24 protein-coding genes are annotated in these 25,450 nt (G+C 49.6%); 3 read left to right on the plus strand and 21 right to left on the minus strand.

The genetic code is table 11. The annotated features are described in order from the left end of the window. The first annotated feature begins 306 nt into the window (after positions 1-306). The gene (locus tag GC56T3_RS14680) at positions 307-1,974 is read left to right on the plus strand and encodes an IS1634 family transposase (RefSeq protein ID WP_041468282.1); all 1,668 of its coding nucleotides are present in this window, start codon (positions 307-309) and stop codon (positions 1,972-1,974) included. Between the two features lie 204 nt (positions 1,975-2,178). Here GC56T3_RS14680 and GC56T3_RS14685 read toward each other — a convergent pair whose 3' ends face one another. From GC56T3_RS14685 to GC56T3_RS14715, 7 genes are all read right to left on the minus strand, one after another. Further along, on the minus strand, positions 2,179-3,009 hold the full coding sequence (locus GC56T3_RS14685) for an alpha/beta hydrolase (RefSeq protein WP_013146168.1): 831 nt from the start codon (positions 3,007-3,009) through the stop codon (positions 2,179-2,181). Positions 3,010-3,066: 57 nt separating this feature from the next. Further along, on the minus strand, positions 3,067-3,612 hold the full coding sequence (locus GC56T3_RS14690) for an MFS transporter (RefSeq protein ID WP_369769987.1): 546 nt from the start codon (positions 3,610-3,612) through the stop codon (positions 3,067-3,069). A 252-nt stretch (positions 3,613-3,864) separates the two neighbouring features. After that, entirely contained in the window at positions 3,865-4,767 is a 903-nt protein-coding gene (locus tag GC56T3_RS14695; protein ID WP_013146169.1) for an NAD(P)-dependent oxidoreductase, read from the minus strand. A gap of 27 nt (positions 4,768-4,794) precedes the next feature. After that, the gene (locus GC56T3_RS14700) at positions 4,795-5,520 is read right to left on the minus strand and encodes a 4-carboxy-4-hydroxy-2-oxoadipate aldolase/oxaloacetate decarboxylase (RefSeq protein ID WP_013146170.1); all 726 of its coding nucleotides are present in this window, start codon (positions 5,518-5,520) and stop codon (positions 4,795-4,797) included. Further along, the gene (locus GC56T3_RS14705; protein WP_013146171.1) at positions 5,520-6,248 is read right to left on the minus strand and encodes a PIG-L deacetylase family protein; all 729 of its coding nucleotides are present in this window, start codon (positions 6,246-6,248) and stop codon (positions 5,520-5,522) included. Before GC56T3_RS14705 ends, GC56T3_RS14700 begins: the two co-directional genes overlap by 1 nt. A gap of 49 nt (positions 6,249-6,297) precedes the next feature. Beyond that, positions 6,298-7,203 carry a DUF6282 family protein gene (locus GC56T3_RS14710; protein WP_013146172.1) on the minus strand — a complete coding sequence of 302 codons (906 nt, stop codon included), beginning with the start codon at positions 7,201-7,203 and terminating at the stop codon, positions 6,298-6,300. A gap of 583 nt (positions 7,204-7,786) precedes the next feature. Continuing rightward, positions 7,787-8,437: a GntR family transcriptional regulator gene (locus tag GC56T3_RS14715; protein WP_013146173.1), complete on the minus strand. Its 651-nt coding sequence runs from the start codon at positions 8,435-8,437 to the stop codon at positions 7,787-7,789. A gap of 210 nt (positions 8,438-8,647) precedes the next feature. On the opposite strand from GC56T3_RS14715, the gene GC56T3_RS14720 reads away from it, so the two are divergent. Continuing rightward, positions 8,648-9,619 carry a catechol 2,3-dioxygenase gene (locus GC56T3_RS14720; RefSeq protein ID WP_013146174.1) on the plus strand — a complete coding sequence of 324 codons (972 nt, stop codon included), beginning with the start codon at positions 8,648-8,650 and terminating at the stop codon, positions 9,617-9,619. 67 nt (positions 9,620-9,686) lie between these two features. Here GC56T3_RS14720 and GC56T3_RS14725 read toward each other — a convergent pair whose 3' ends face one another. The 13 genes from GC56T3_RS14725 to GC56T3_RS14785 all read right to left on the minus strand — a co-directional run bounded on the left by GC56T3_RS14725 (position 9,687) and on the right by GC56T3_RS14785 (position 22,441). Then, a complete protein-coding gene (locus GC56T3_RS14725; protein WP_013146175.1) occupies positions 9,687-10,025 on the minus strand; it encodes an antibiotic biosynthesis monooxygenase in 339 nt (112 codons plus the stop codon). A gap of 35 nt (positions 10,026-10,060) precedes the next feature. After that, entirely contained in the window at positions 10,061-10,429 is a 369-nt protein-coding gene (locus tag GC56T3_RS14730) for a hypothetical protein (RefSeq protein WP_013146176.1), read from the minus strand. Positions 10,430-10,433: 4 nt separating this feature from the next. Next, positions 10,434-11,129, minus strand: a complete 696-nt coding sequence (locus GC56T3_RS14735; protein ID WP_013146177.1) for an O-methyltransferase — start codon at positions 11,127-11,129, stop codon at positions 10,434-10,436. A 64-nt stretch (positions 11,130-11,193) separates the two neighbouring features. Further along, positions 11,194-12,465: a cell wall metabolism sensor histidine kinase WalK gene (locus GC56T3_RS14740; protein ID WP_013146178.1), complete on the minus strand. Its 1,272-nt coding sequence runs from the start codon at positions 12,463-12,465 to the stop codon at positions 11,194-11,196. Positions 12,466-12,474: 9 nt separating this feature from the next. Then, a complete protein-coding gene (locus GC56T3_RS14745; RefSeq protein WP_013146179.1) occupies positions 12,475-13,152 on the minus strand; it encodes a response regulator transcription factor in 678 nt (225 codons plus the stop codon). Between the two features lie 142 nt (positions 13,153-13,294). Then, on the minus strand, positions 13,295-14,464 hold the full coding sequence (locus GC56T3_RS14750) for an ABC transporter permease (RefSeq protein ID WP_013146180.1): 1,170 nt from the start codon (positions 14,462-14,464) through the stop codon (positions 13,295-13,297). Next, positions 14,442-15,146 (minus strand): ABC transporter ATP-binding protein, encoded by a 705-nt coding sequence (locus GC56T3_RS14755; protein WP_013146181.1) that lies wholly within the window; start codon positions 15,144-15,146, stop codon positions 14,442-14,444. Before GC56T3_RS14755 ends, GC56T3_RS14750 begins: the two co-directional genes overlap by 23 nt. Before the next feature lie 19 nt (positions 15,147-15,165). Continuing rightward, positions 15,166-16,131: an efflux RND transporter periplasmic adaptor subunit gene (locus tag GC56T3_RS14760; protein WP_033024830.1), complete on the minus strand. Its 966-nt coding sequence runs from the start codon at positions 16,129-16,131 to the stop codon at positions 15,166-15,168. A gap of 200 nt (positions 16,132-16,331) precedes the next feature. Further along, positions 16,332-17,351, minus strand: coding sequence for a LacI family DNA-binding transcriptional regulator (locus tag GC56T3_RS14765; protein WP_013146183.1), 1,020 nt, complete (start codon positions 17,349-17,351; stop codon positions 16,332-16,334). 18 nt (positions 17,352-17,369) lie between these two features. After that, a complete protein-coding gene (locus GC56T3_RS14770) occupies positions 17,370-18,905 on the minus strand; it encodes an alpha-amylase family glycosyl hydrolase (RefSeq protein WP_013146184.1) in 1,536 nt (511 codons plus the stop codon). 72 nt (positions 18,906-18,977) lie between these two features. Next, on the minus strand, positions 18,978-19,820 hold the full coding sequence (locus tag GC56T3_RS14775; RefSeq protein ID WP_013146185.1) for a sugar ABC transporter permease: 843 nt from the start codon (positions 19,818-19,820) through the stop codon (positions 18,978-18,980). Further along, entirely contained in the window at positions 19,820-21,100 is a 1,281-nt protein-coding gene (locus tag GC56T3_RS14780) for a carbohydrate ABC transporter permease (protein ID WP_013146186.1), read from the minus strand. Before GC56T3_RS14780 ends, GC56T3_RS14775 begins: the two co-directional genes overlap by 1 nt. Positions 21,101-21,169: 69 nt before the next feature. Further along, positions 21,170-22,441 carry an extracellular solute-binding protein gene (locus GC56T3_RS14785; protein WP_013146187.1) on the minus strand — a complete coding sequence of 424 codons (1,272 nt, stop codon included), beginning with the start codon at positions 22,439-22,441 and terminating at the stop codon, positions 21,170-21,172. Positions 22,442-22,693: 252 nt separating this feature from the next. Here GC56T3_RS14785 and GC56T3_RS14790 point away from each other — a divergent pair, with 252 nt between their 5' ends. After that, entirely contained in the window at positions 22,694-24,460 is a 1,767-nt protein-coding gene (locus GC56T3_RS14790; RefSeq protein WP_013146188.1) for an alpha-glycosidase, read from the plus strand. A gap of 60 nt (positions 24,461-24,520) precedes the next feature. Here the strand turns inward: GC56T3_RS14790 and GC56T3_RS14795 are convergent, their stop codons facing one another. Further along, positions 24,521-25,381, minus strand: coding sequence for an AraC family transcriptional regulator (locus GC56T3_RS14795; RefSeq protein WP_013146189.1), 861 nt, complete (start codon positions 25,379-25,381; stop codon positions 24,521-24,523). Between the last annotated feature and the right edge of the window lie 69 nt (positions 25,382-25,450).

A 25,450-nucleotide genomic window follows, 5' to 3' on the forward strand; every position in this document is an offset into this window, starting at 1 on the left:
CATGAGCATTTGTTAAAAATGACCAAAACTTTCGAGACAGGAGATAGGTACTGAACAGAGCTGTTGACCATGCCGCCTCGCACCAATTAGGCAGATATGGAGGCCTTTCTTCGTGCGTGAAACCTTTTATGTGTATATCCCGAGTTCGACAGTTTTGAGGTCATTTTAGGCAAATGGAAATGACCAAAATGCTGTTATATCAAGGGTTTCGTAATGCGGATCCTAGGAAAAAACGCCGAATTTCATAGGCACACGATTTATTAATTTTTTCTTTTAAAAATAAAGTTTATACGTTATAATATAGGCATGTACATACGACGAGTCACACGCAAAAACAAGGATGGAACAACCGTTGCTTATCTCCAGCTTGCTCACAATGAATGGGATCCAAAGGCCAAATATGCGAAAGCGAAGGTGATTTATTCGTTCGGGCGCGAAGACGAGGTGGATCGCGCCGTCCTGGAACGTCTGGCCAAAAGCATTTCGCGATTCCTTTCTCCTGAGCAGGCTTGGGAAGTCGAAACGTTGACAGGAGAAGCTTCCGATGACTTTCAATTCCAGTCATGCAAACACCTCGGCGGCGTTTGGCTCTTGGATCAGCTCTGGAGACAACTGGGGTTGGGAGAGATTCTCCACTCCTTGTTTACCTCCCGACATCACCAGATTTCGCTGGAACGGCTGATTTTTGCCATGGTGGCCAATCGCGCCCTTCATCCGTCAAGCAAGTTGGCGATGGAGGAGTGGGTGGAGAAAGACGTGTATATCCCTCACCTTCCTCAAGCCGCCAGCCACCAGTTGTACCGGGCGATGGATGAACTGCTGGCCGTGCAGCCGGAATTGGAACGTCAAGTGTTCCATGCCGTGGCCGATTTATTGAATTTGGAAGTCGACTTGATTTACTTCGATACGACTTCGTCGTACTTCGAAGTGGATCCCTCTGAAACACCGGAAGGAGAATCGCTTCGAAAACAAGGATTCTCGAAAGACAAACGCCCAGACTTGGTTCAAATCGTCATTGGGCTGGCTGTCACCCGGGAAGGAATCCCGATTCGCGCTTGGGTATGGCCTGGCAATACCATGGACATGACGGTCATCAAACAGGTGAAACAAGACTTGATTGGCTGGAAGCTTGGACGTGTGATCAGCGTCATGGACCGCGGCTTTTCCTCTGAAGAGAATTTGCGAATCTTGCAACAGGCCGGGGGACACTACATTGTCGGCGAAAAAATGCGATCCGGCAAAGCCGCCGTCGAAGAGGCCTTAAGCCGTCGCGGACGTTATCATGAAGTGGACGAGAATTTGCACATCAAAGAAATCATCGTCGGCGACGGAGAAGCGCGTCAGCGCTATGTTCTCGTGTACAATCCCAGCGAAGCCGAACGCCAACGCAAGGAGCGGGAAACGCTGCTCGAATCGCTGAAAGAGGAGTTAGAAGGGCTTCGCCAACTCCCAAACGAAGCCCATCATAAGGCGACCTGCCGGTTGCGTTCCCATCCGTCCTACGGAAAATACTTGCGCCAGTTGAAGGACGGAACCCTTCGCATCGACAAGCAAGCGGTTCGTGACGCGGAAAAGTACGACGGCAAATATCTCATCCGGACATCCGATGACACCTTGTCTGCCGAAGATGTCGCCATCGGGTATAAGCAGCTGGTGGATATTGAGCAGGCCTTCCGAACATTGAAGTCTACATTGGAATTGCGACCTATGTATCATCGCTTGGAAGACCGCATTCGGGCGCATGTGCTACTCAGTTGGCTTGCTCTCTTGTTAGTTCGGATCGTGGAGATCCGAACCCATGAATCGTGGCCGAAAGTAAGGGATGAATGTGAGCGTCTTATGCTTGGACATTTTTCTTCCAAAAACGGCGACCTTTATCAACGAACCGAACTGACGGCCAAACAGGCTCAATTCTTTGCGGCTCTAGGGCTGGAGCCTCCTCCGAAGATCCTAGGCATCCATCCTCGCGCCTAGATACACGCCCAAAGTGTGCCCAAATGTCTCTCGTCCCTTTTGCCTCAAGGGGCGAGAGGCATTTTGTTTGCCTAGTGACTGTCGAACTCGGGTATATACTGCAATAGAAAAGGTGTCCCGACCTTTTTGGGACACCCTCTTCCTTCATGAACAGACAAGCCTACTTTATCGCATAACATCCTTCATCGATTTAAAGATGCGATTTTATTTCAAACGCGCATCAAGAAAATCTAATACTTTTCTAATATTTTCTTCTGAATGAAATTCCGGCCCACCATGCCCCGCATTTTCAAACAGCTCGAGAATGACGTTTTCTTTTCCGATAACTGACTCCAATTTTTTAGCAAATTCAACAGATTGTAAATACGGAATGATATCATCTTTCATTCCATGCTGAATCAAAAATGGAGGACAATCTGGCGTAATATAGGTTTCTGGATTATGTTTGGCAACTAAATCTGGGATGAGAGTAATTTGTTGCCCCATCAATTTCGATTCAAATGAATCTGAGGAATTATGAATTTGACCTTCGATACCGATTTCAATAAATTGGTCATCCATAGTCAGAAAATTGATAGGCCCATACCAATCAACAACCGCTTGCACTCGGTCAGAGTATTCAACATATCCTATAGTAGGATTTTTAAACTCCGGAACATCCCCTGAAGTTCCAACTAATGCCGCTAAAGCCCCTCCTGCCGATCCGCCCCATACAGCGAATTTTTCTGAACAAAGCGAAAATTCATCAGCATGGGCACGCAAGAATCGAATCGCAGCTTTTACATCTTCAATATCGGCCGGAAACGTAGCTTCACCGCTCAAACGATAATTCACAGAAGCAATAGCATACCCTCGCTCCAATCCATGCAATGCAGCCTCGCAATCTGGGCCCTTTTTATCTCCGAAAGCAAATGCTCCTCCATGGATAGAAATAATGACTGGAAATGGCTTTTCCCCTTTCTCCGGTAAATAGATGTCTAACTTTTGTGATTCAGATAACGAAGCATATGGAATGTCAAAATACGTCTTTGTCATATTCATTCCCTCCCACAAATTGCAATAAGACTAAAAATTCTTTCCTTAGATACACCATTATTGAGCAATTGTCTTCGAAAATTCAAAATTCCTTTTGGCAGGGGCCGTTTCTTTTAACCCTAAAAATAGAATAAATGTAACAATTGTTGCTAACAACACGATCCATATAGGTGCAGCGATACCATAGCGATCAGCAAACATGCCGCCTAACGCTGGTCCTAACGTTCCCCCAATTACCTCTCCAACAAGATTCACAAGAGACATAGCCGTCGCTGCCGAAACAGGGGGAACAGATTCTCCAGTAATGGTAAAAAATGTTAAGGGAGCTAGGCATGATCCACAACTAAATGTAATAACAGCTAACACGATCATTCCGTGTATATTGTGGAAAAGCAAAAATGAGATGGGCAGCAACATTTGCACAAACATCACCGTTAACACAACAGGTTTACGACCAAAGCGATCTGAAAGCCACGGCATTAATGCTGACCAAACAAACTGGGCAATACCATAAATGCTGAAAATGGCTGCAGCTGCTGTTTGTGAAAACCCTCCTTCTTTCATTAAGTATAAAGGTCCAAAACCCCCATGTAAAGGCAACAATGGACATTGTCAAACCCAGCTGCGCATTGGTAAGCTGTAAATCATCAGCTATATTTGGGAAAATATACGTAATACCAAGTCGATCTAAAAAAATCAACCCCCATAACAATCCAAAAGATACCATAATGATATTTTCATATCGCCACCATTTCACTGCTCCGTGATTCATCGCTTTTCTCTCCCCTTTGAAAAATTCGCTTTTTGTGACCATGGCTTCACGCCATCAGTCAACTCTCTTTTATTTTCCTTTGCTTATGATTCTTTCTTCTCTTCCCCCTTGAGCATCGTCAGCAATTGATCATAACTTTTAGGCGGCTGGCCGTTCCATTGTTCACGTATTCTTTGATCGGCCAGCCATTGCAACTTTGCCTTCACCGCCTCAGACATCGTCGCATCAATGCCCAGCATGCCGAGCGTGGCCATCACTTCGCTCATTTCTGCCACCCGTCGCTCCGCATGAATAGCGGTGCGCGGCAGCAGCAAATCCGCTGTTTCTTGCAGCGGCCGTGCGGTTATCGATTCATTTAGAGAAGCCAGCACCGTCTCCTCAACCCCATATATTCGGCTTGCATGCAGCGTCTCAAGCAACAATGCCGAAACCCCTTTCATAAAAATGCTGCGAAACATTTTTATGGCTGACGAACTTCCAGGAGTTTCGCCAATGAATGTGACATTCATCCCCCATCCATTGGCTTCTTCTGCAAACCCGAGCGCCTTCGATCCGCTGACATAGATTGGCACTTTATGCTTTTTCAGAGGAACAGTGTCCATCACTGCCGCATCGATAAATGAGGCTCCTGTTTCGGCAATGCGTGCCGCCACTCGCTCCATTGTCATCGGAGAAGCCGCGTTCATATCAATGTAACAATGATCAGTATGCAAAAAGGGCTGAATGTTTTCCGCGATCATTTCCGCGACTTTCGCACTGGCCGTGCAAAAAAGATGTGTTGTGTTTTCGCAAAGTTCCTTCAAGGAATCCGTGAGCGGGATGCCGAGCGCCGCTGCCCGCTCGCGGATCATAGCTCCATATAAAGGATGGTCGCTGTTTATGTCATAGGCGAAAATAGAGGTGATCTTCTTTTCTTCCAGCAGCCCGCTTGACATGGCAAAAGCCGCTTCTCCAAATCCAATAAATCCAATCGATGGTGCTATCATTTTCCATCTCCCCATCGTTCAAAACGTTTATGTCGCCTTGATTCCAAAAGAATGCCGTTTTTGAAACGCTTCCTCGTTCTCGTAGTACACCACATTTTCTCTTTGCAATGTTGCTCGCAAATGGTAAAAATCTAAGCTCAACTCGCCTTTTTCAATTTTCTGCTTTGTTTCCGCTTCTTTGTCAACGCGTTTTTTTGCCGCCTCCAATGATGAAGCCGCCTCATCTTTGCGAATCACTACCACTCCATCATCGTCCGCCATGATGAGATCCCCTGGGTGGACGAGCACGCCAGCGCATACGGCGGGAGCGTTCACCCAACCGCCCCTCGCTTTTGTAGTGCCTTCCGGATGAACAGCTTTCGACCAAACTGGAAAGCCGAGTTCACGAATTTGTTTTACGTCGCGAATGCCAGCATCGATAATAAGCCCTTGTACGCCCCTCTTCATTAACGCACGCACAATAAGCTCACCAATCATCCCATGAATTCCTTCGCCAATCGTTGCGACGACAAGTACGTCTCCAGGCTGACACACTTCAATGGCGGCATGGATCATTAAATTATCTCCCGCGTAGCAAACGGCGGTCACTGCTGGCCCGCATATCGATATCCCCTGTTGAATCGGCTTCAGTTCAGGAGAAAGCAGCCCTTGCTTTCCTTGCGCTTCATACACGGTTGACACATCGTAATGTTTCAGTTCCTCGATGATTGACAAAGCTGGACGTTGAATGTTGCGAATGATGTATTTTTCCATCAGATAAGCTCACCCCCTACAAGAGGGAAAAAACGGCTAAACGCTTCCGCGTATTGATATTGTTGATTGCCCGAGCACCGGCGTGCATGGTTGCCGCGTAAAGCTGCTTTAGCTGCATAATAGTCAATTAAATGTTTTTGCGCCTTGAAACAATTCATCGCTGCATATTTTTGTTCATACGTATCGGTAATATCAACGATCACTTCCGGCTTGAAATCACTAATCTCCGATTGGTGCGGTTCAAAGCCAAACAGTTTCGGTTGCTTGATTTTCGGCAAATCGACATCGCGCACCCCAGCCGATGTCGCCAACACGGACGCTTCAAACACAAAACGGGAAACGGTTTCATGGTCGGGATTGAACGCATCACGCGGCCCATGTGTTAAAATCACATTCGGGCGAACCTCACGAATCTTTCTTACTAATTGCAACATCCGCTCCGGCGTGATGGTCATATGATAATCTTCGTAATCCCAAATCTCGTAATCCTTCACTCCCAAGCATTCTGCCGCGGCTTCGATTTCACTTCGGCGCACCGCTTTAACGTTTTCAAGCGTCTGTCCTTCCACCTTCCATAAATCGTTTGATTCACCACGCGCTCCATAGCTCAAAATCACAAGCGACACATTGGCTCCAGCCTTTACATATTTCGCAATCGTCCCGCCGCCCCGCCAAACAAAATCAGCAGCATGGGCGCTGACGACTAATAGGTTTGTGTGTTGATCCATGGCTTCTCCTCCTATCGAACACTTATTCTCTTTCTATAACCGGTTGCGCTTACACTTTCGAAGCGACTTCTTCCACGAGAATGGCTGTATTGATGACAGTCATTCGTTTGACTTCGTCCGGTGCAAAACCACCCTGCTCGATCAGTTGACGAACAAACTCGAGAAGCCCCTCATCGGGATAAACATTGCTTGGTTGCCCCAAATCGGTGGATAAAATGCAATGTTCGGGACCAACATACCGAATTTCCGCAAATACCGACTCCCACGTCGTCTTTCCTGATGCCGGTGTTGTAAAGCAATGTTCCATGATCGCTCCCATCTCAGCAAGCTCTTTTTGTTCCTCTTTGGACAAAGCGATCGATGGAAAGTTCGGATGGGTGATGACGATTTTCCGCACACCGACCGCACGAGCTTCTTTCACCAGTTCATAAATTTCCTGTTTGCCCACATGTCCCGTCGCCAAAATCAAATCGTATTTTGCCATCACTTCCAAACAGTCGTACACTTCTTTTTTCAAACGATGGTTTTCATCTAAAATTCGAATGGTTGGCAACGCCTTTCCTTGCGCCTCAAATTCTAGACGCAACTTCGCCCAATGTGGCAATTTCACAGGAGGGCTGTTGATGAAATGTTCTTGTTCGTTCGCAGCGTCAAACGTCGGCATCCACACGATTTTCGCTCCGTCTCTTGCCGCCATTTCCACCGCAACAGCGTTTAACCCTCCAACTGTATTGTTTAGGCAGATTGCTCCAACCGCTTGAAATCCGGGAAACTGGCGATTGACCAAAGCTGCTCGTTCAGCGGTGCAGAAATAATGGGACTTAATGCCGTATCCCTTCATGCCAAGCCGTTGAAGCCGTGCCGCCATCTCAAAATCATCCAGTTTTCTCGGCAACACGTCAGGTCCGGTATGAACATGAAGATCATATGCATCCTTCAGCAACTCTTCATACAAACAGCATCCCTCTTTCTTTAAACAATATTGTTAAACAATTTTGTTTATGATTGAATTATAAAATACTATTCTTCATCATGTCAACAAAATCATTCAAAAAATTCGTAAAAAAAAGCTGGTTTCAGCTTTGTCGCTGAATAAACCAGCATGTTCCTCCACTCTTACCAGACTTCTTTAACAATCTCTATACATGCTCATTAAAAAATTAACATTTGCCTTCTCCTGCAACGAACTGCCTTCCCCCATGGCTCAGCTCGCAGATTGAGCCTACAGGATCTTTGGAGGAAGTGCTGCAACGCTCAGGGTGTGCAGGATAACGGAGAGGTTAACTCTTCATGTTGCATGTATATCGTTGGAGGCCAGACCATTTCATCGTGGTAAACTACCTACCACTTACACTTCGCTGAGAAGTGGGGCTTCAAGCGACTTGTGCGTGTTCACCGAACAGCAAGCCACGCCCAAGAACCCTTTACGCTTCCCTTCGTTCCGAAGGTGTCCGTTCTAACCATATTCTAGGCTAAGCCAATCGAATTTCTCCTTCTTTTCCTTCGTTTCGAAGTGGGAGACTTCTTTCGGAAAGATGCTAAACTAAAAAGGCAAAGTGCTCTTCGATCGTTTTTCGGATATTGGCAATATGACGGCGAACAGCATTTTCCGCTTCCTCAGCATTTCGCTCTTTTAACGCGCGATAAATTTGCTGATGTTCTTTCGCTGAATTTTCCTTTCGTCCTGGAATCAAAATCGTCCGCAAATGGTAGCGAAGAAGTTGGCCTTTGATCAAGTTGACCATTTCCACCGCCTGTTGATTGTCGCTCGCTCGATAAATCATATCATGAAACCGTTTGTTAAGCTGTGAATATTCTTCAAAATCCCCCATATCTAAATATGTCTCCATCTTCTTACAAATATCTTCCATTTGTCGAAGGTCTTCTTCCGTCAACCGTTCCACCGCACTGCGGATGATCAGTCCTTCCAATGCCTCACGGATCTCAAAATAGTTGGAAACTTCTTTGACAGTAAATGATTTCACCGTTGCCCCTTTGTTTTCTTCCATGTCTACTAAATGTTCCTGCTCCAATTTAAATAACGCTTTTTTGACCGTATTTCGGCTGACGCCGATTTGCGCGGACAGCTCGCTTTCATTTAACTTTTGCGAAGGCAAAAACGTGCCGTTCATAATTCGTTCTTTAATATATTCATAAGCTACATCCATCGGTCTTTTGGCCATTGTCATCGCTCCATCTCCATTTTGTTTAACAATATGATTATACATTTATTTTCAATGATGAAATTGAATTCGTCAATGTTTCGCAAAACGTTTTCTCTGCGCACCATTTTGAAGCGGATGACAACTGAATATGAAAGCGCTTATTGACATAACTTTTTGTATTTTGTATAGTTGAATTGTTAAACAATAATGTTTAATTAGTGCGGAGGGGAGACCATGACAACAACAAAAAAGCTCGACTTCGATATCGCCCATCTTGGTCATGTAGAACTGTTGACGCCAAAATTCGAAGAAAGTGTTCATTTTTTTACTGATATTCTCGGAATGCAAGAAGTGTATCGAAACAGCCAGTCTGCATATTTGCGTTGTTGGGGGGATTACGAAGAGTATTCCTTAAAGTTGACAAAAGCTGAACATGCTGGAATCGGCCATACGGCATTGAGAACGATAAGCCTTGAAGCCTTGGAAAGAAAAGTGTACGCCATTGAAGAAACAGGACAAGGAATCGGATGGATTGACGGCGATGAAGGACACGGGAAAGCATACCGTTTTTACAGCCCGGACGGCCATGTGATGGAATTGTACTATGAGACTAATTTTTATGAGGCGCCCGATCATCTCAAGCCTTATTGGAAAAATCAGCCACAAAAATTCACTGGACATGGAGCCGCTGTCAAGACATTAGACCATATTAACTTTTTATCTTCCAATCCCGAAAAAGACGGGGAGTTTGCGGAAACGATCCTTGGTCTTCGTCTGACGGAACAAATCGTGATGAATGACGGCCGAAAAACAGGAATTTGGTATCGAGCCACGAACAAGTCGTATGATATTGTTTATACAAAAGATGCGACCGGATCAAGAGGACGGCTTCATCATATCGCTTTTGCTGTGGAAAGCATGGCCGATATCGTGAGAGCGGCCAATGTATTTGTAGATCACGGCGTTTACATCGAGCTTTCCCCAAGCAAGCATGCCATCAATCAAACGTATACGACATATGTGTACGAGCCCGGCGGCAATCGAATTGAAGTATGTTCCGGAGGCTATCTTGTCTTGGCTCCGGATTGGAAACCAATTACATGGACCGAAGAAGAGAGGAAACGAGGGCAGGCTTGGGGAAACAAAACAGTGGAAACATTCCATACGTACGGAACACCCAGCATTCCAAGCAACATAAAACCATAACCGCATTCAGCTCCTCTCAACGCCAATGCCATGAGCGAAAAGAGGAGCTCTTTTTCATTTCCCTTTTTCAATCTTCAGCCGACGCTGACTGTGCCGCTTGTTTCACCGCCTTCACCTCATAATGTCCGACTTCGACATTGAGGATGTACTCCGGCTTCGCTTCATTTCGTCTCTGTTTATGTCCGGCGATATGAGCGTCGCTTTTCTCCCATTTTTTCCAATGCTCCTCCGATTCCCATGTAATCAAAATGACGACTTCCTCATCACCGCGGCGCGCTTTCTTAACCAAAATTTTCAAATCAACAAACCCCTCTTGCTGTTCGATGATTCCAGGCTTTCGAAACCGCTCAGCCACTTGGTCGGCGAATCCTTCAGCCACTGTGATTTTACGCATTTGCACGAACATAAATCCTCTCCCTTTCTCTGTTGATGATGATGCGATTATTGTTCGCTGCTGTCCTCATCGTTGCGCTGTTCATCGATAGGGGCATCTCCGTCGCGGTTTTGAACTCCCCATATACTGCTCAGTTCTTCGTCATGAATATCAAACGACTGTATGAATTCATTGATCACCATCTCGATTGCTTTCAACTCTCCTGTCAGCACGGGATGAATCGATTGAAGCTCCGGCGATTGCAGTTGCTGTTTCAATGTCTCCCGTTTGACATAAAGCCGTGCTAAAAATTCGAGCGCCCGCCCGCGACGGAACGTTTTGGCGCCGCGATGCGGCCCTTTGTGCATATGCGCGCCTTTCCATGCGGGATGGCCTTCGAATGGATGTCCATGTCCATGAAAAAAATGTCCATGCATGCCGTCATCTTTCCTCCTTCGCCGCTTTCACTCTCGCCACCGTCACACCGTCCCCAATGGGGAGAAACAAGGCATCAAGCGCTGGATGCCGAGCAACGGTCTCATTGAACTGCCTCATGATTTCCCCGCGCCGTCCCAAGGCGCGCGGAGTGCCGATGCCGCTTCCTGCCATGGTGTTGTCCGCTGCGATGATCGCCCCTGGATTGGCGAGGCGGAGGCAATAATCGAGATAATGAACATAGTTTTCTTTGTCCGCATCAATGAAGAAGAAGTCGAAGCGCGAGCCTTGGGCAACAAGCGCTTCAAGGCTTTCCAAGGCTGGTCCGACCATATACACGACTTGGCTGCCGAAACCGGCTTTTTCCAGGTTCTGTTTTGCCAAGCGGGCATAGTCCTCCACAAGCTCAAGCGACGTCAACAATCCGCCCCGCCCAAGCCCGCGCGCGAGACAAACACCGCTGTAGCCTCCAAGCGCTCCGATTTCCAACACGTTTTTGGCGCCGGAGATGGCGACAAGCATCGTCAACAGCTTTCCTGTCGCCGGCGAAACAGAAATCGGCGGAAGGCCGTTTTCCTCCATTGAGCGTCGGATGCTGGCAAGCACTTCATCTTGCGGAGCAAACTGTTCATTCATGTAACGGTTTAATTGCCGAAACAACTCCCATCCTTCATGGCGATCGTGCGGATGCTTCGGTTCCATGCTTTCCCTCCTTCTGATCCTATTCGTATACAATTGTATACAAACATAAACAGAACGTCAATGTTTAATCCCCCGACCGCTTATATTTCCATCTCGCCGCCGGGAACATCACTTGAAACCGCGTTCCTTCGCCGAGTTTGCTTTCCACCTTCACCTTGCCATGGTGTTGATCAATAATCCATTTGGCGATCGCCAATCCAAGACCGGCTCCATCCGATTGCGAGCGCGCCTTGTCGCTTTGGTAAAAGCGGTCGAAAATGCGAGGGAGATCTTCAGTTGGAATGCCGATGCCGTCATCTTCAACTTCCACCACGACCGATGAGGAAAAACGATGGCATGCAAGGCGAATGTGTCCGCCTTCCGTCGTATATTTCAAGGCATTGTCAAGCAAAATGACGATCAATTGATGGATGCGTTCACGGTCGCCCACCCACTCAATAGGGATTTGCGCTTCGACGCTCATCGTTTTCTGTTGGTACGAAGCGATCTCGCTGTACTGTTCACCAATGTCGCGGACCAATTCATCCAGCCGAAACGCTTCTTTTTGCATTTCCAACTGATTCGAGTCTGAACGCGCCAAGGTGAGCAGTTGGGAAACGAGCCGCGACAAGCGGCGGCATTCTTTGGCGATCACAGAAATATCGACGCTTTTCTCTTCAATGGTTGCTTTCGGAGAACGAAAAAGCGCATCCGTTTTTGCCTGAATGACAGAAAGAGGCGTGCGCAATTCATGGGAGGCGTCGGAGACAAATTGCTGCTGTTTTTTCCACGCCGCTTGAATGGGAACGAGCGCCCGGCCAGCCAGAAAATAGCCTGCCGCGATGGCAAACAGAGCGCTCAGCATGCATCCTACTGCAATCATGAACATCAATTCGCCAAGCAGCTCGCGTTCAGAGTTCGTATTACGCAGCATTTGCACCGTTATCGGGCCAAACGCCGTATTCACTTCAACAGCCAACGTCCGAAAATAGAGATGGCCTACGTTCACCTCATACAGTTCATCAAGCCTTTCTGGGGGAGTGAGCGGCAGCCCGGTGAAAAAAGAAGCGTCGCGGGTCATGCCGACCATTTCTCCTTTCTCGTTCCAGATGACCACCAACAGCCGCGGGTCGCGCAACAGCGGATCATGAAAGAGCGGATCTCCTAACAGCGCATCATCCTTACGCCATGGCCCGCCCTGCCTAATCCGCTCCGCCAATCGTTCAAGCGGAACATCGGCCGCATGGTACAGACGCTCCTGCATATACACGTACAGCACGACGCCAAGCGCGCTAATCACGAAAAACACGACGAGCGAGTTGACGAATGTCAAACGCCAAAGGGTTTTGTGAAACATGGCACATTTTCACTCCTGCTCCCGCACCAGCATGTAGCCGATGCCGCGGACAGTTTGAATATCTGCATGATAGCCAAACGGCTCAAGCTTTTTCCGCAGCTGATGAACGAACACTTCGACAATGGAGATCGTCGTATCAGAGTCAAATCCCCAAATGCGGTCAAAAATTTGTTCCTTCGTTAAAATGACGCCTTGGTTATGAACGAGATATTCCAAAAGCTCGTACTGTTTGCTGGTCAATTTCAGCGGTTGACCGTCAACCACGACTCCTTTTTCTTTGCCAAACAATTCGATGCCGCGGTAGCGGATCGTCTGTTTCGTCGTCAGGGCGCCGCTGCGCCGCAAAAGAGCCCGCAGACGCGCCTTCAGTTCCGGAGACTGAAACGGCTTCACCAAGTAATCGTCCCCGCCAAAATCAAGTCCCTTCACCCGATCTTCAAGCGAGTCTCTCGCCGTCAGAAACAACACCGGCGTTTCGATTCCGTCTTCACGAAGACGACGGACGATGGAAAAACCATCGATGCCGGGAAGCATAACGTCCAAGATGATGGCGTCGTAAATGTTTTGCTGCGCTAAAAACAACCCTTCATCGCCGTCACATGCCCCATCAACCTCAAACTCATCCGCCAGCATCTCGATCATAGCCTCCCGCAAGTCGTGGTGATCCTCGACAACAAGCAGCTTCAACTATCTTCCCTCCTCTTTTTTAACCTATGGCTGTAAGGAACTTCCCTTCGCAGTGAAAGGCAACAGCTAAGCACCATACATGCCGTATCGGGAAAGGAAAAACAAAGCGCCGCATGATGCGAACGCTTTGTTTTTCTTTCTTTTATTCGTAGCGCAACGCTTGAATCGGGTCAAGCTTGGCCGCTTTGTTCGCTGGAAATACGCCAAACACCACTCCGACCAACAAAGAGAACAAAAAGGCGAGCAATGACACGGAAGGGGAATAGGAGATTGTCATCCCCATCACCGACTTCAGCACTTGGCCAACACCAAATCCAAGAACGACGCCAATGGCTCCACCGCATGAGCTGAGCACCACCGCCTCAACAAGAAATTGAAGCAAAATGTGGCGGCGTTTGGCGCCGACCGCTTTGCGGATGCCAATTTCTTTCGTCCGCTCGGACACCGAGACGAGCATGATGTTCATAATCCCGATGCCGCCGACAAGCAACGAGATGCCGGCGATGCCGCCAAGCATCAGCGTCATCGTATCGGCTACGGAACTGACCGTTTCCATCAAATCCTGCTGATTAAAGACGCTGTAGCTGTCTTCATTGTTTGGGAACAAATGGGCAAGAAGCCGTTTTGCTTCCACCATCACGAAGTTGACGTCTGAAGCCTTGTCTGCCTGGATATACACGGTTTGGATGTTCATCGTCTTTGTCAGGCGCTGGGCGGTCGACAGCGGCATCAAAATGACATCGTCCCCGCTTTGTCCAAGAGAACCGCCTTTGGACGCCAAAACGCCGACAACTTTAAACGATGTCCCATCGATTTGCACGTACTGGCCAACCGGATCCCCGAATCCAAACAACGTTTGCGCTATCGTCGCGCCGAGCACGACGATTTTTTGCCTGTACTCGATATCGATGTCTGATAAAAATCGGCCGCTGCTCACATTGACATCGCGAACCGCTTCATACGAAGCTGTCGTGCCGATTAACGATACTTGCGCTGAAGCAGTCCCTTGTTTGACATTCACTCTCCCAGACACGATAGGAGCGATGTCCTTTACACCGGAAAGTTCGCGAAACTTGTTCATGTCTTCAACCGTCAGCTTTACTTCATCGCTGTTCATGACGTTGACCGTCAATAAATTCGTTCCGAGCTGATTGATTTGGCTTGTCACTTGCTCACTTGAGCCTCGACCGATGGAGACGAGCACGATGACGGACGATACGCCGATGATCATGCCCAACATCGTCAAAAAGGAGCGCAACTTGTTGCCGCGAATGCTGCGCCACGCCATTTTAATGGATGGAAGAAGCCCCAACGAACTCACCTCTTTCTTCCAACAACTCGCCATCTTGAATGCGGACGATCCGCTTCGCTTCTCTGGCGACTTCCCAATCATGGGTGATGAGTACGATCGTATGCCCTTGCTCATTGAGCTGCTTCATGATGTGCATAATCTCTTTGCTTGTTTTGCTGTCAAGCGCGCCGGTCGGCTCGTCAGCGAGCAAAATCGGCGGATGGCCGACAAGAGCGCGGGCAATGGCGACGCGCTGTTGTTGGCCGCCTGACAGCTGGTTGGGCAAATGGTGGACTCGCTCCTGCAGCCCCACTTTTTCAAGGCATTCATAGGCAATGGCTCGCCTTTCTTTCACCTTCACTCCCCGATAAATGAGGGGAAGCTCAACGTTTTCCAGCGCCGTCAGTTTGGATAGAAGATTGAAATTTTGAAATACAAATCCGATTTTTTGATTGCGAATGACGGCGAGTTCATCCTCTTTCATCGTTCTGACTTCCTTCCCGTCGAGCCGGTAGCTGCCGGAATCCGGGCGATCAAGGCAGCCGATCATATTCATCAACGTCGACTTGCCCGAACCAGAGGGACCGACAATCGCAACAAAATCCCCTCGTTTGACTTGCAATGAAACCCCGCGCAGCGCATGCACCGTTTCTCCTCCTAAACGGTACGCTTTCGTCATCCCTTGAATATCAATCATCAACATACGATTCTCCTCCTTCCTCTCATGGCTGGCCACCTGTCCGACGGTTCATTCCGCCTCCTGGCATGCCGCCCATCCCTGGCATCCCGCCCATCATTCTTTCTTGCCGCCCTGGATTATTCGTACTGGAGGAAGTAGAAACGCTCGGCAGCTTCACGATTTGCCCTTCGCTCAATCCATCGGTAATTTCAATGTTGTCTTCATTGCTAATGCCGGTTTTCACCGTTTGGCGCACAGCCGTGCTGCTCCCGTCCGCCGACTGTTGGACGACAAGCACAAACTTTTCATCATTCATCGTGTGAACCGCTTCGATCGGAACATACAACACATTATCTTTCTTTTCGACTAAAATGCTTACTTCCGCTGTCATGCCGATTTTCACATTCGTCGGTTTATCGATGTGCACCGTCACATCGAAAGTCGACACACCGTTCGAAACCGTCCCTTCTTTGGCGATGGAGGTGACCTTTCCGGTATATGTCGCCTCAGGAAAAGCGTTGATCTTAATCGCAGCGGTTTGTCCGACCTTCACTTTTGGAATATCAAGCTCATCCACTTGCACTTTTACTTGCAAATCGCTGTAATTGGTGAGATGGGCGACGACTTGTCCGTCATTGACGCGGTCTCCTTCTTCCACGTCGAGCGAGGTGATCGTTCCAGCTGCTGGCGCTTCAATCGGATCGCTGCCATCAGTAAATGTAATGAGGTCTTCCCCCTTCGTCACGGTTTCCCCTTCGGAAACGAGCACTTCATCCACTTCTTTGCTGCCGTCAGCTTGAATGTCCGTGCTCGTTACGGACTCAACCGTTCCCGATCCACTCACTTTCACTTCCAACGTTCCTTTTTGCACTGAAGCGGTCGCCGTCTGAGCCATGGCGGGCTCGCTTTTGGCCTGCGTGAAGTACCATGCACCGCCGGCGCCGGCTGCAGCCACAATCGCGACCAACGCGATGATCCATTTTTTCACTTCGCATTCCCCTTTCTCCATTTCAAATAAGCATCGACACTCCGATTATCCAAAGGGTTGCTTAATTTTCCCTTAATTTTTTCGTTTCTTCCTTCCAAGCTTGAACATACACTGTCCATTATGCTTTTGCATGATGATCCCAAAAGAAACCGTGATCATGCCCGAAAACGAAAAAACGCCCGCCAATACGACGGACGTCTCTTTGCCAACACCGCTTCTTTCTAACGCTGTGCACACGACCCCCGCTCCACGAGCCGGTGCGGGATGATGATGCGTTTGATCGGTTCATTCGGGTTGGTGATTTTCTCAATTAAACTTTTCGCCGCTTCGTAGCCGAGCTGAAAAATGCCGATGTCAACCGACGTGAGCGGCGGACGCGACATTTCGGCGAGCAGCGTGTTGTTGAAGCTGACGATCGAAACATCTTCCGGGACGCCAAGCCCCATTTCATCAAGCGTTTTCAAGATGCCGAGCGCCATGAGATCATCGGCGACGACAAGCCCGGTCGGCGGCTCAGGCAACGAAAGAAGCTCCTTCATCGCCTCTTGGCCGCCTTCCTGCAAAAATTCTGCATGGACGACGTATTCCGGCCGGTACGGAAGCCCCGCCTCCTGCAAGGCCGCGGCGTAGCCGGTTTGGCGGTCGACGGTCACCAAATATTGTGGATTGCCGCCGACAAACGCGATGCGTTCGTGCCCGCGAGCGATCAACCAGTTTGCCGCATCTTTCCCCGCCTGGACGTTGTCGTTGTCGACATGGGTCACTTGTTCCGCTTTTTGGTGCGGTTTGCCGATGACGACGAACGGAAAGCCATGCTTTAACAAGTACTTCATGAGCTTATCGTTTTGCCGCGAGTAAAGCAAAATAACGCCGTCGACGCGCCGTCCTTGCAGCATCTCCACGACTCGCTCGTAAATGTCGTTCTCTTTCTCTCCGGTCGACATTTGCAAAGCATATCGCTTTTCATGGGCGGCTTTGCTGATGCCGCGGATGACTTCCGGGAAAAACGGGTTTTGCAGCGCTTGGTCAGCGGAGCTCGGCATGACGATGCCGATCACTTGCGTCATTTGGCTCGCGAGGCTGCGAGCAATAAAGTTCGGGTGATAGCCGAGCTCTTTCATCGCTTCGCGCACCCGCTGTTTCGTCTTCTCGCTGATGCGCGGGCTGTCGGCGATGACGCGCGAGACGGTTGACGGCGCAACGTTCGCTCGTTTCGCCACATCTTTAATCGTAACGGTCATAAGGTCCCTCCTTTCCCTCTATTCCGGCATCCGCTTCGCCCGTTTTTTCACCAAATACAAAAACAAAAGAAACAACACGTAAACCGATACGATGGCGGCGATAAACGGAACGTTGATCCCTGTTTTTTCCCGCAGTTTGTACACTTCCGCCGTTTCGCGGTCGAGCACAAGATCGTATCCGTCGCCATCGCCGCGGACGAGATCGTCCAATAAAAAGCCGCGCAGTTCCTTGTTTTTTGGCAGCTGGTCGTTCGTTAGGTGAACGTGCTGCGTTTCGCCCGTGTTGTTGATGGCGATAACCGTTGTTTCATCTTCATATTGCCGTTTCCACACCGCCATGCCGTCTTTTTCATACAGGAGCGTAAAATCGCCGCGCCGCAAAGACGACAGCTGTTGGCGGAGCGGGCCGATTTTTTTCAAGTAATCGATGATCTCCGGATCGGCGCGGAAATCCATCAGACGGCGGTTGTCCGGGTCTTCGCCGCCGTTCATGGCGATTTCGGTCCCGTAATACATGATCGGGATGCCAGGGGCGGTGAACAAATACGTCATCGCCAGCTTGATGCGTGAAATCGGGTTGTTGTGGTTGTCAATCGAAAGTTTCGTAAACCGCACGGTATCGTGATTGTCCAAAAACGACCCGAGCAAGTACGGGCGGTCGTAAAACGTTTTGTTGTATTCCCAGACGTCATACAGCGGGCGCAGTGACGCATCGCGCCTAGCAAGCGACTGCTTCACCGCGCCATACAGCGGATAATCGACAAAACCGTCGATGCCGTATTTGCCGTATTCCGCAATATAGCACGGATCGTCGCTCCACACTTCGCCAAGAAGGAAAAAGTCTTTTTTCACCGATTTGACTTCTTTCGCAAACTCCTGCCAAAACGATTTCGGCACGTGGCGCACTGTATCGAGCCGGTAGCCGTCAATGTCCGTTTCTTTGATCCACCATTTGGCCGCATCGATTAAATATTTCTTGACTTCTGGATTTTCCTGCGCTAAATCCGGCAGCCCATACACCCATCCGTTTTCTAGTTGTGTTTGATCATTCCAGTCGAAAATCTCTTTTTTCGGGTGAAACCAATCTTTTTTCGTTGGGTCATGTAACCATGGGTGATTGTAACCGACATGGTTGGCGACAAAGTCCAAGATGACTTTCATATGGCGCTTGTGCGCTTCTTTGACAAGCGTCTTCAAATCATCCAGCGTGCCGAAATGCGGATCGACGCGATAAAAATCTTTGATCCAATACCCGTGGTATCCGCCCGGCATGTTTTCGAAAATCGGCGTCAGCCAAATGGCCGTAAATCCCATCTCCTTGATGTAATCGAGTTTCGCCGTCACCCCTTTCAAGTCGCCGCCGAAATACCCTTTCGGATCGTTGACATTGACGCCCTTGTCATTCGTCGGATCCATATTGTTAAACCGGTCGACCATAATGAAATAAATGGCTTCATCTTGCCACGTCCGTTCTTCTTTCTCCGCCGCCTGCACCGGCCAGGCATAAAAAAGAAGGAACGGAAGGACGAGCAGCATAAAGAGCCGGTTTCCCATTTCCATTCCTCCCTTCCCGATTCATTTGCTCGTTCGGAAACGGGTAAGCCCCCTATTCTATGATAGCGGTTCTTACCCTTTTGTGCCACCAGCCGTTAAGCCAGAAATCAAATACCGCTGCAGGAACAAAAAGACGATGGCAATCGGGGCGGCGATCAAAATCGAGCCGGCGGCAAAGCGGGTGAAGTTGTTCGCGAACCGGTCGCTGATGAAGTTAAACAGCCCGACCGCCAGCGTAAATTTGTCCGGATCGCGCAAGACGATCGACGGCAGCAAAAAGTCGGTGAACGGCGCCATAAAGTTGAACAACGCGACAACGGCCAAAATCGGCTTGGCCAAAGGCAGCATAATGCGGAAAAAGACGCCGAAATGCCCGGCACCGTCGATGCGCGCCGCCTCATCCAGCTCGCGCGGAATCGTATCAAAGTAGCCTTTGACCAGCCACGCGTTAAACGGGATTTGCCCCCCGACGTAAATAAGAATGAGCCCCCACAGCGAATCGAGCAAATGGAGCATATTGAGCAAAATATAGATCGCCACCATCGCCATGAGCGACGGAAACATTTGCAACACTAAAAACAAATACAGCCCCGTTTTCCGCCCGACGAATTTGTAGCGCGAAAACGCATAGGCGATGAGCGCGGTAAACAAGACGGACAACACCGCATTGGCCGCCGCGACAAACAAGCTGTTTTTATACCAAAGCAAATAATCGCTGTTCGGACTGGTAAACAACCACTTATAGTGCTCAAACGACCACTTCTCCGGGATGAGCGACGCCGAATACAGGCTCGTTCCTGGATTGAGCGACATACTGATCGTCCAAAGGAGCGGATAGGCGATGACGACAAACATGAAGGCGATAAACAAATAAATAAGCGCTACTTCCACGCGCGATTTCCATTTGCGGTTCATCAAATGTTCCCCTCCTCTTTAAAGGAACGGGTGCGCCGGAACTGGTAAATGGCAAACCCGCTGACGATCAAGCCGATGATGAGCGAAATCGCCGCCGCCATGTTGTAGTTGTTCGTCGTGAACGTCAAATCGTACACCCATGAAATGAGGATGTCCGTTCCACCGGCGTTTTGCCCGCGCACCGCAGGCCCCCCGTCGTTGAACAAATAGATGATGTTAAAGTTGTTGAAGTTGCCGGCGTATTGCATAATCAACAGCGGTGCGGTCGCATACAGGACGTGCGGCAGCGTGATCGATTTGAACTTTTGCCAGCGCGTCGCTCCGTCGATGTCGGCCGCTTCGTACCAGTCGCGGGAAATGCTTTGCAAAACGCCGGTAAACAACGCAAATACGAACGGGAAGCCAAGCCACGTTTGAATCAAAATAAGCGCCACTTTTGTCCAAAACGGATCGGTCATCCACGGGACCGACAACCCAAACAAACTCAACACTTCGCGGTTGATGGCGCCGAATTTGTCGTTAAACATCGCCGCAAACACCAAAATCGTGACAAACGCTGGCACGGCCCACGGCAAAATCAACACCGTGCGGATGAACCGCTTAAACTTGATGCGTGGATCGTTGACAAGCAACGCCAAAAACAGTCCAAGGGCGATTTGCATCGTTGTCGCGACAACTGTCCAAACGATTGTCCACGCGAGGACGCTAAAAAACGTGCTTTTCCAAATTGGAATCGACACTAAGTTTTTGAAGTTTTCCAACCCAACCCAATTCAACAAATGGCGCGGCGGCGAGTGGTACAAGTTGTAGTCGGTAAATGCGAGCGACACCATAAACAACAGCGGCAGCACAACGATAAACAACAGCATCACAAGCCCGGGCGTCACAAAGATGTACGGAAACCCCCGATCCCACGCATGACGGCACGATTCGATCAGCGATGGGAATGGCTCGCCGCGCTGCCGACGGCGGGCGTCGTTGCGCGCATCAATGATGTTCGCAATGTGCAACGCGACCGCAAAAGCGATGATGATGACCGAAACCAATCCTTGAATCAAGAGAAAAATCGAATGATCAAGCATCGGGATTTCGCCAAGCGTGACGAGTCCCCACAGCCCGATGTTCAAAAAGTTATAAAACGTCATCAAAAAGGCCGCTTCAATGATGACAAACAAAATTCCTTTGACATACCGGCGGTTGTACAATTGCCCAAGGCCGGCAAACAACAGCGACAGCGCCATCGCCACCGCCGGCCGATGGCGGACGTTTGCTTCCGGCATTCCAATCCCCCCTATCGTATGGATAAGAATGGTGGATAGGGCCGAGCCTATCCACCACGATATCACGCGTTATTTTCCAGCACCGCTGGCGGCGATTTTATCTTGAATCGTTTTCACTGCCTCACCGAGCACCGCTTTCGGGTTGTCGCCTTTCGCGATAAATTGCAAGGCATTGCCCATCGGCTCCCACACTTGCGACATTTCCGGCACGTTCGGCATCGGCTCGCCGTATTGGATTTGCTCCGCAAAGCCGGCGATCAACGGATCGTTCGTAATTTTCTCATTTGTCAACGCTTTTTCATTCGCCGGCATTTCACCTGCCACTTCATAGTAATGGAGCGAATTTTCTTCGTTCGTCACAAATTTCATGAAATCGACCGCCCATTCTTTGTTTTGTGAATAGGCTGATAACATCCATGTTTTCACGCCGACGAACGATTTCGGATGCTCGCCGTTGTCTAAGACCGGCAGCGGTGCGGTCGCTAATTTGTCGCCCAACGCTTCTTTATACGACGCGATGTTCCATGGTCCGGTGATGGCAACCGCCACATTCCCTTTCGTAAACAGCCCGTTCATAATATCGCCGGTGATTTCTTTCGGAATGTAGCCGTTTTTAAACCACGATTGGACGAGCTCGGCTCCTTTGACGGCTCCATCATTCGCGAGCCCAATGTCGCTTATGTCGTATTTGCCGTTTTCATTTTTAAACACATAGCCGCCATAGCCGGCGAAGAACGGATAAACGAAATAGAAATTCGCCGCTTCCATTAAAAAGCCGTATTGATCTTTCGCCGCATTCGTTTTTTCCTTGGCGATCTTCATCAAGTCATCCATCGTTTTCGGCGCTTCCGGCACTAAATTTTTATTGTAGAACACGCCGTATGTTTCAACGACCATCGGCACGCCATACGTCTTTCCGTCATAGGTGACCGCGTTGATGGCCGTCGGACTGTACTCGCCTTTCGCATCGCCAAGGTCGACTGGATCGGCCAATCCTTGCAGCACAATGTCGCCGATGCGGTCATGCGGCTGGTAGAACACATCCGGCCCTTTGCCAGCCGGTCCGTCGAGCGCTAGTTTTTTCGTTTGATCGAGCATGTTGACCCCAACCATCTCGATTTTGATTCCGGTTTTTTCTGTGTACTTTTGGAAAATATCTTTTAATGCTTGTTTCTGCTTTTCGTCGTCGTTCACCCAAACGACCAGTTTGTCCGGTTTTTCCGCCTTTTCGGTCGTTCCTTGACTTTCTTTCGGCTGTTGAACGTCCCGTTTCGGTCCGCAGGCAGCGAGCACGCCCACGAGCAGCACAGCCATGAGAAACAAAGACAATGTTTTCTTCATGCTCTCCCTCCTCTTTTGATCGACTCTTTTTCAGTGCAACCATAGCGAAACCGTTTGCGCATTAAAATCGCAATCACTCCAATGAAAACGATTGCACCTTTCAACTCTATTATATCGTCTATTTTTCATTTTACAAGCTTATTTTCTATGAAATTTGACTTTTTTTTTACATTGGCGTACGCTTTGTTTAACGGAAGTCTATTATGCAAACGATTGCTTTTACCCAAATTGGATTCAAGAGGGGGAACGATGATGCAAAAAGAAGCCATTCACCACCGCCCGACTGACAACTTCGCCTATGCCTATGATGGCGAAACGCTTCATCTTCGGCTTCGGACAAAAAAAGATGATGTTGATCGGGTGGAGCTGTTGCACGGCGACCCGTACGAGTGGCAAGACGGCGCCTGGCAGTTTCAAACGATACCGATGCAGAAAACGGGAAGCGACGAACGATTTGACTATTGGTTCGCCGAGGTCAGACCGCCATATCGGCGGCTGCGCTATGGGTTTGTGCTTCGAGCTGGGGGCGAACAACTGGTCTATACGGAAAAAGGATTTTACCATGAAGCTCCGAGTGACGACACCGCTTACTACTTTTGCTTTCCCTTTCTTCATCGGGTCGACCTGTTCCAAGCGCCGGGCTGGGTAAAAGACACCGTATGGTATCAAATTTTCCCTGAGCGGTTCGCCAACGGCAACCCGGCCATCAGTCCGAAAGGGGCGCGGCCGTGGGGAAGCGAAGACCCAACGCCGACAAGTTTTTTTGGGGGGGATTTGCAAGGAATTATCGACCATCTCGATTACTTGGCTGACCTTGGCATCACCGGCCTTTACTTGACGCCGATTTTCCGCGCGCCGTCGAACCATAAATACGACACCGCTGATTATTTTGAAATCGACCCGCACTTTGGGGACAAAGAGACGTTGAAAACACTTGTCAAGCGCTGCCATGAAAAAGGGATCCGCGTCATGCTCGATGCAGTCTTCAACCATTGCGGCTATGAGTTTGCCCCGTTTCAAGATGTGCTGAAAAACGGCGCAGCCTCTCGGTATAAAGATTGGTTCCATATTCGCGAGTTTCCGCTCCAAACCGAGCCGCGCCCGAACTACGACACATTTGCGTTCGTGCCGCACATGCCGAAACTCAACACCGCTCATCCGGAAGTGAAGCGCTACTTGCTTGATGTCGCAACATACTGGATTCGCGAGTTTGATATTGACGGCTGGCGGCTCGATGTGGCGAACGAAATCGATCATCAATTTTGGCGCGAATTCCGGCAGGCAGTGAAGGCGCTAAAGCCCGATGTGTACATTCTCGGCGAGATTTGGCATGATGCCATGCCGTGGCTGCGCGGCGACCAATTTGACGCCGTCATGAACTACCCGTTCACGGACGGAGCGCTTCGCTTTTTCGCGAAAGAGGAAATCAGCGCCCGCCAGTTTGCCGATATCATGGTCCGGTTGCTTCATTCGTATCCGAAACAGGTGAACGAAGCGGCGTTTAACTTGCTTGGCAGCCATGATACACCAAGGCTGCTTACGGTTTGCGGCGGCGACGTCCGCAAAGCGAAGTTGTTGTTTTTGTTCCAGCTGACGTTCACCGGTTCGCCGTGCATTTACTATGGCGATGAGATCGGCATGACGGGCGGAAACGATCCGGAGTGCCGGAAATGTATGGTGTGGGATCCGGAGCACCAAAACCGCGAACTGTTGGCGCATGTCAAGCGGCTGATTGCGCTAAGGAAGCAGCACCGGGCGCTCCGGCGCGGAGATGTCTCCTTTCTTTCCGCCGACGACAACCCTAACCATCTCGTGTATGAAAAAATTGACGGCTCTGAAACCGTGCTCGTCATCATCAACCGAAGCAATGATGCCGCCGACATTCCGCTCCCGCTCGACCTTCGCGGAAAATGGCTTGTTGACCTCTTGACCGGAGAGCGGTTTGCGGCCGAGGCGGAAACGCTTTGCGCCTCTTTGCCTCCGTATGGGTTTGTGCTCTATAAAGTTGAAAGCTGGTAAGATGGCGCAGCCATGTGTTGCTTTGATCACAAACCGGTGCAGCGGTTCGCTGCGCCGGTTTTATGTACGCCTAGCCATGCGCCGGTATTCGGTCGGGGTCATCCCTTCCATCTTTTTGAATACACGCGAAAAATACGCGCCATCATCAATGCCGATCCGCTTGGCAACCGCCTCGACTGTTTCATTCGTTTCCGCAAGCCATTGCTTGGCTTTCGACAGGCGGTAATACGTCAAATAACGGCTAAATCCCATGCCCATCGTTTTTTGCATACAGCGGGTGATGTAATCGGGATGAAAACGGAGCCCTTTCGCAAGCATTTCGAGCGTAATCGGCTCGTTGAAATGTCGTTCGATGTACGCCACCGCCGCCGCACTGACTTGTTCCGCTGCACTTGGGACGGACAGCTCCTGCTTTTGCAAGTGCCAAAGAAATTCCACAAACAAAAGCAGCTGTCGGAGCGGCCGGTCCATATCCCGCTCCACGTTCGGCTCGACAAGTTGGGCGAGCAGCTGTTCGGCGCGCTCCCGTTGTTTCAGCTCCCCATATTGACGGATCGAAAGCCGGTATTGGATTGGCTCAGTGTACGTCGCCTCTTTTTCCATCACCGTTTGCCGGCTCGCCGGGCAGTCCGGAGCAACCGTGTAGTCCGGCAGCAAAAAGTGCAGCCAAACAAGCTCCGTTTTCTCTTCACACGGGCGGTGTCCGTAATGTTCGCGGCCGGGGATCAACAGCAAATATTGCCCGCTGCCGATGGCAAACTCGCGCCCGTTTTCCGTCATATACAAACAGCCTTGTTTCACATACAGCAAGTCAAATACGGTAAACGTGCGGCGAAAATGCCGTTTTCCTTTTGGAAATACGCTTTCCGCCCCTTTAATAAACACCGGCAGCGGTGGCAGCGAAAACGTAACATAATGCATTGTCCCCTCTCTCCTTGTCGGAAATGTGCAAGTGAAATCGCTTCTTTCTCTTTCCATTATGCAGCAAAC

This window comes from Geobacillus sp. C56-T3, from assembly GCF_000092445.1.
Lineage (GTDB): Bacteria > Bacillota > Bacilli > Bacillales > Anoxybacillaceae > Geobacillus > Geobacillus thermoleovorans.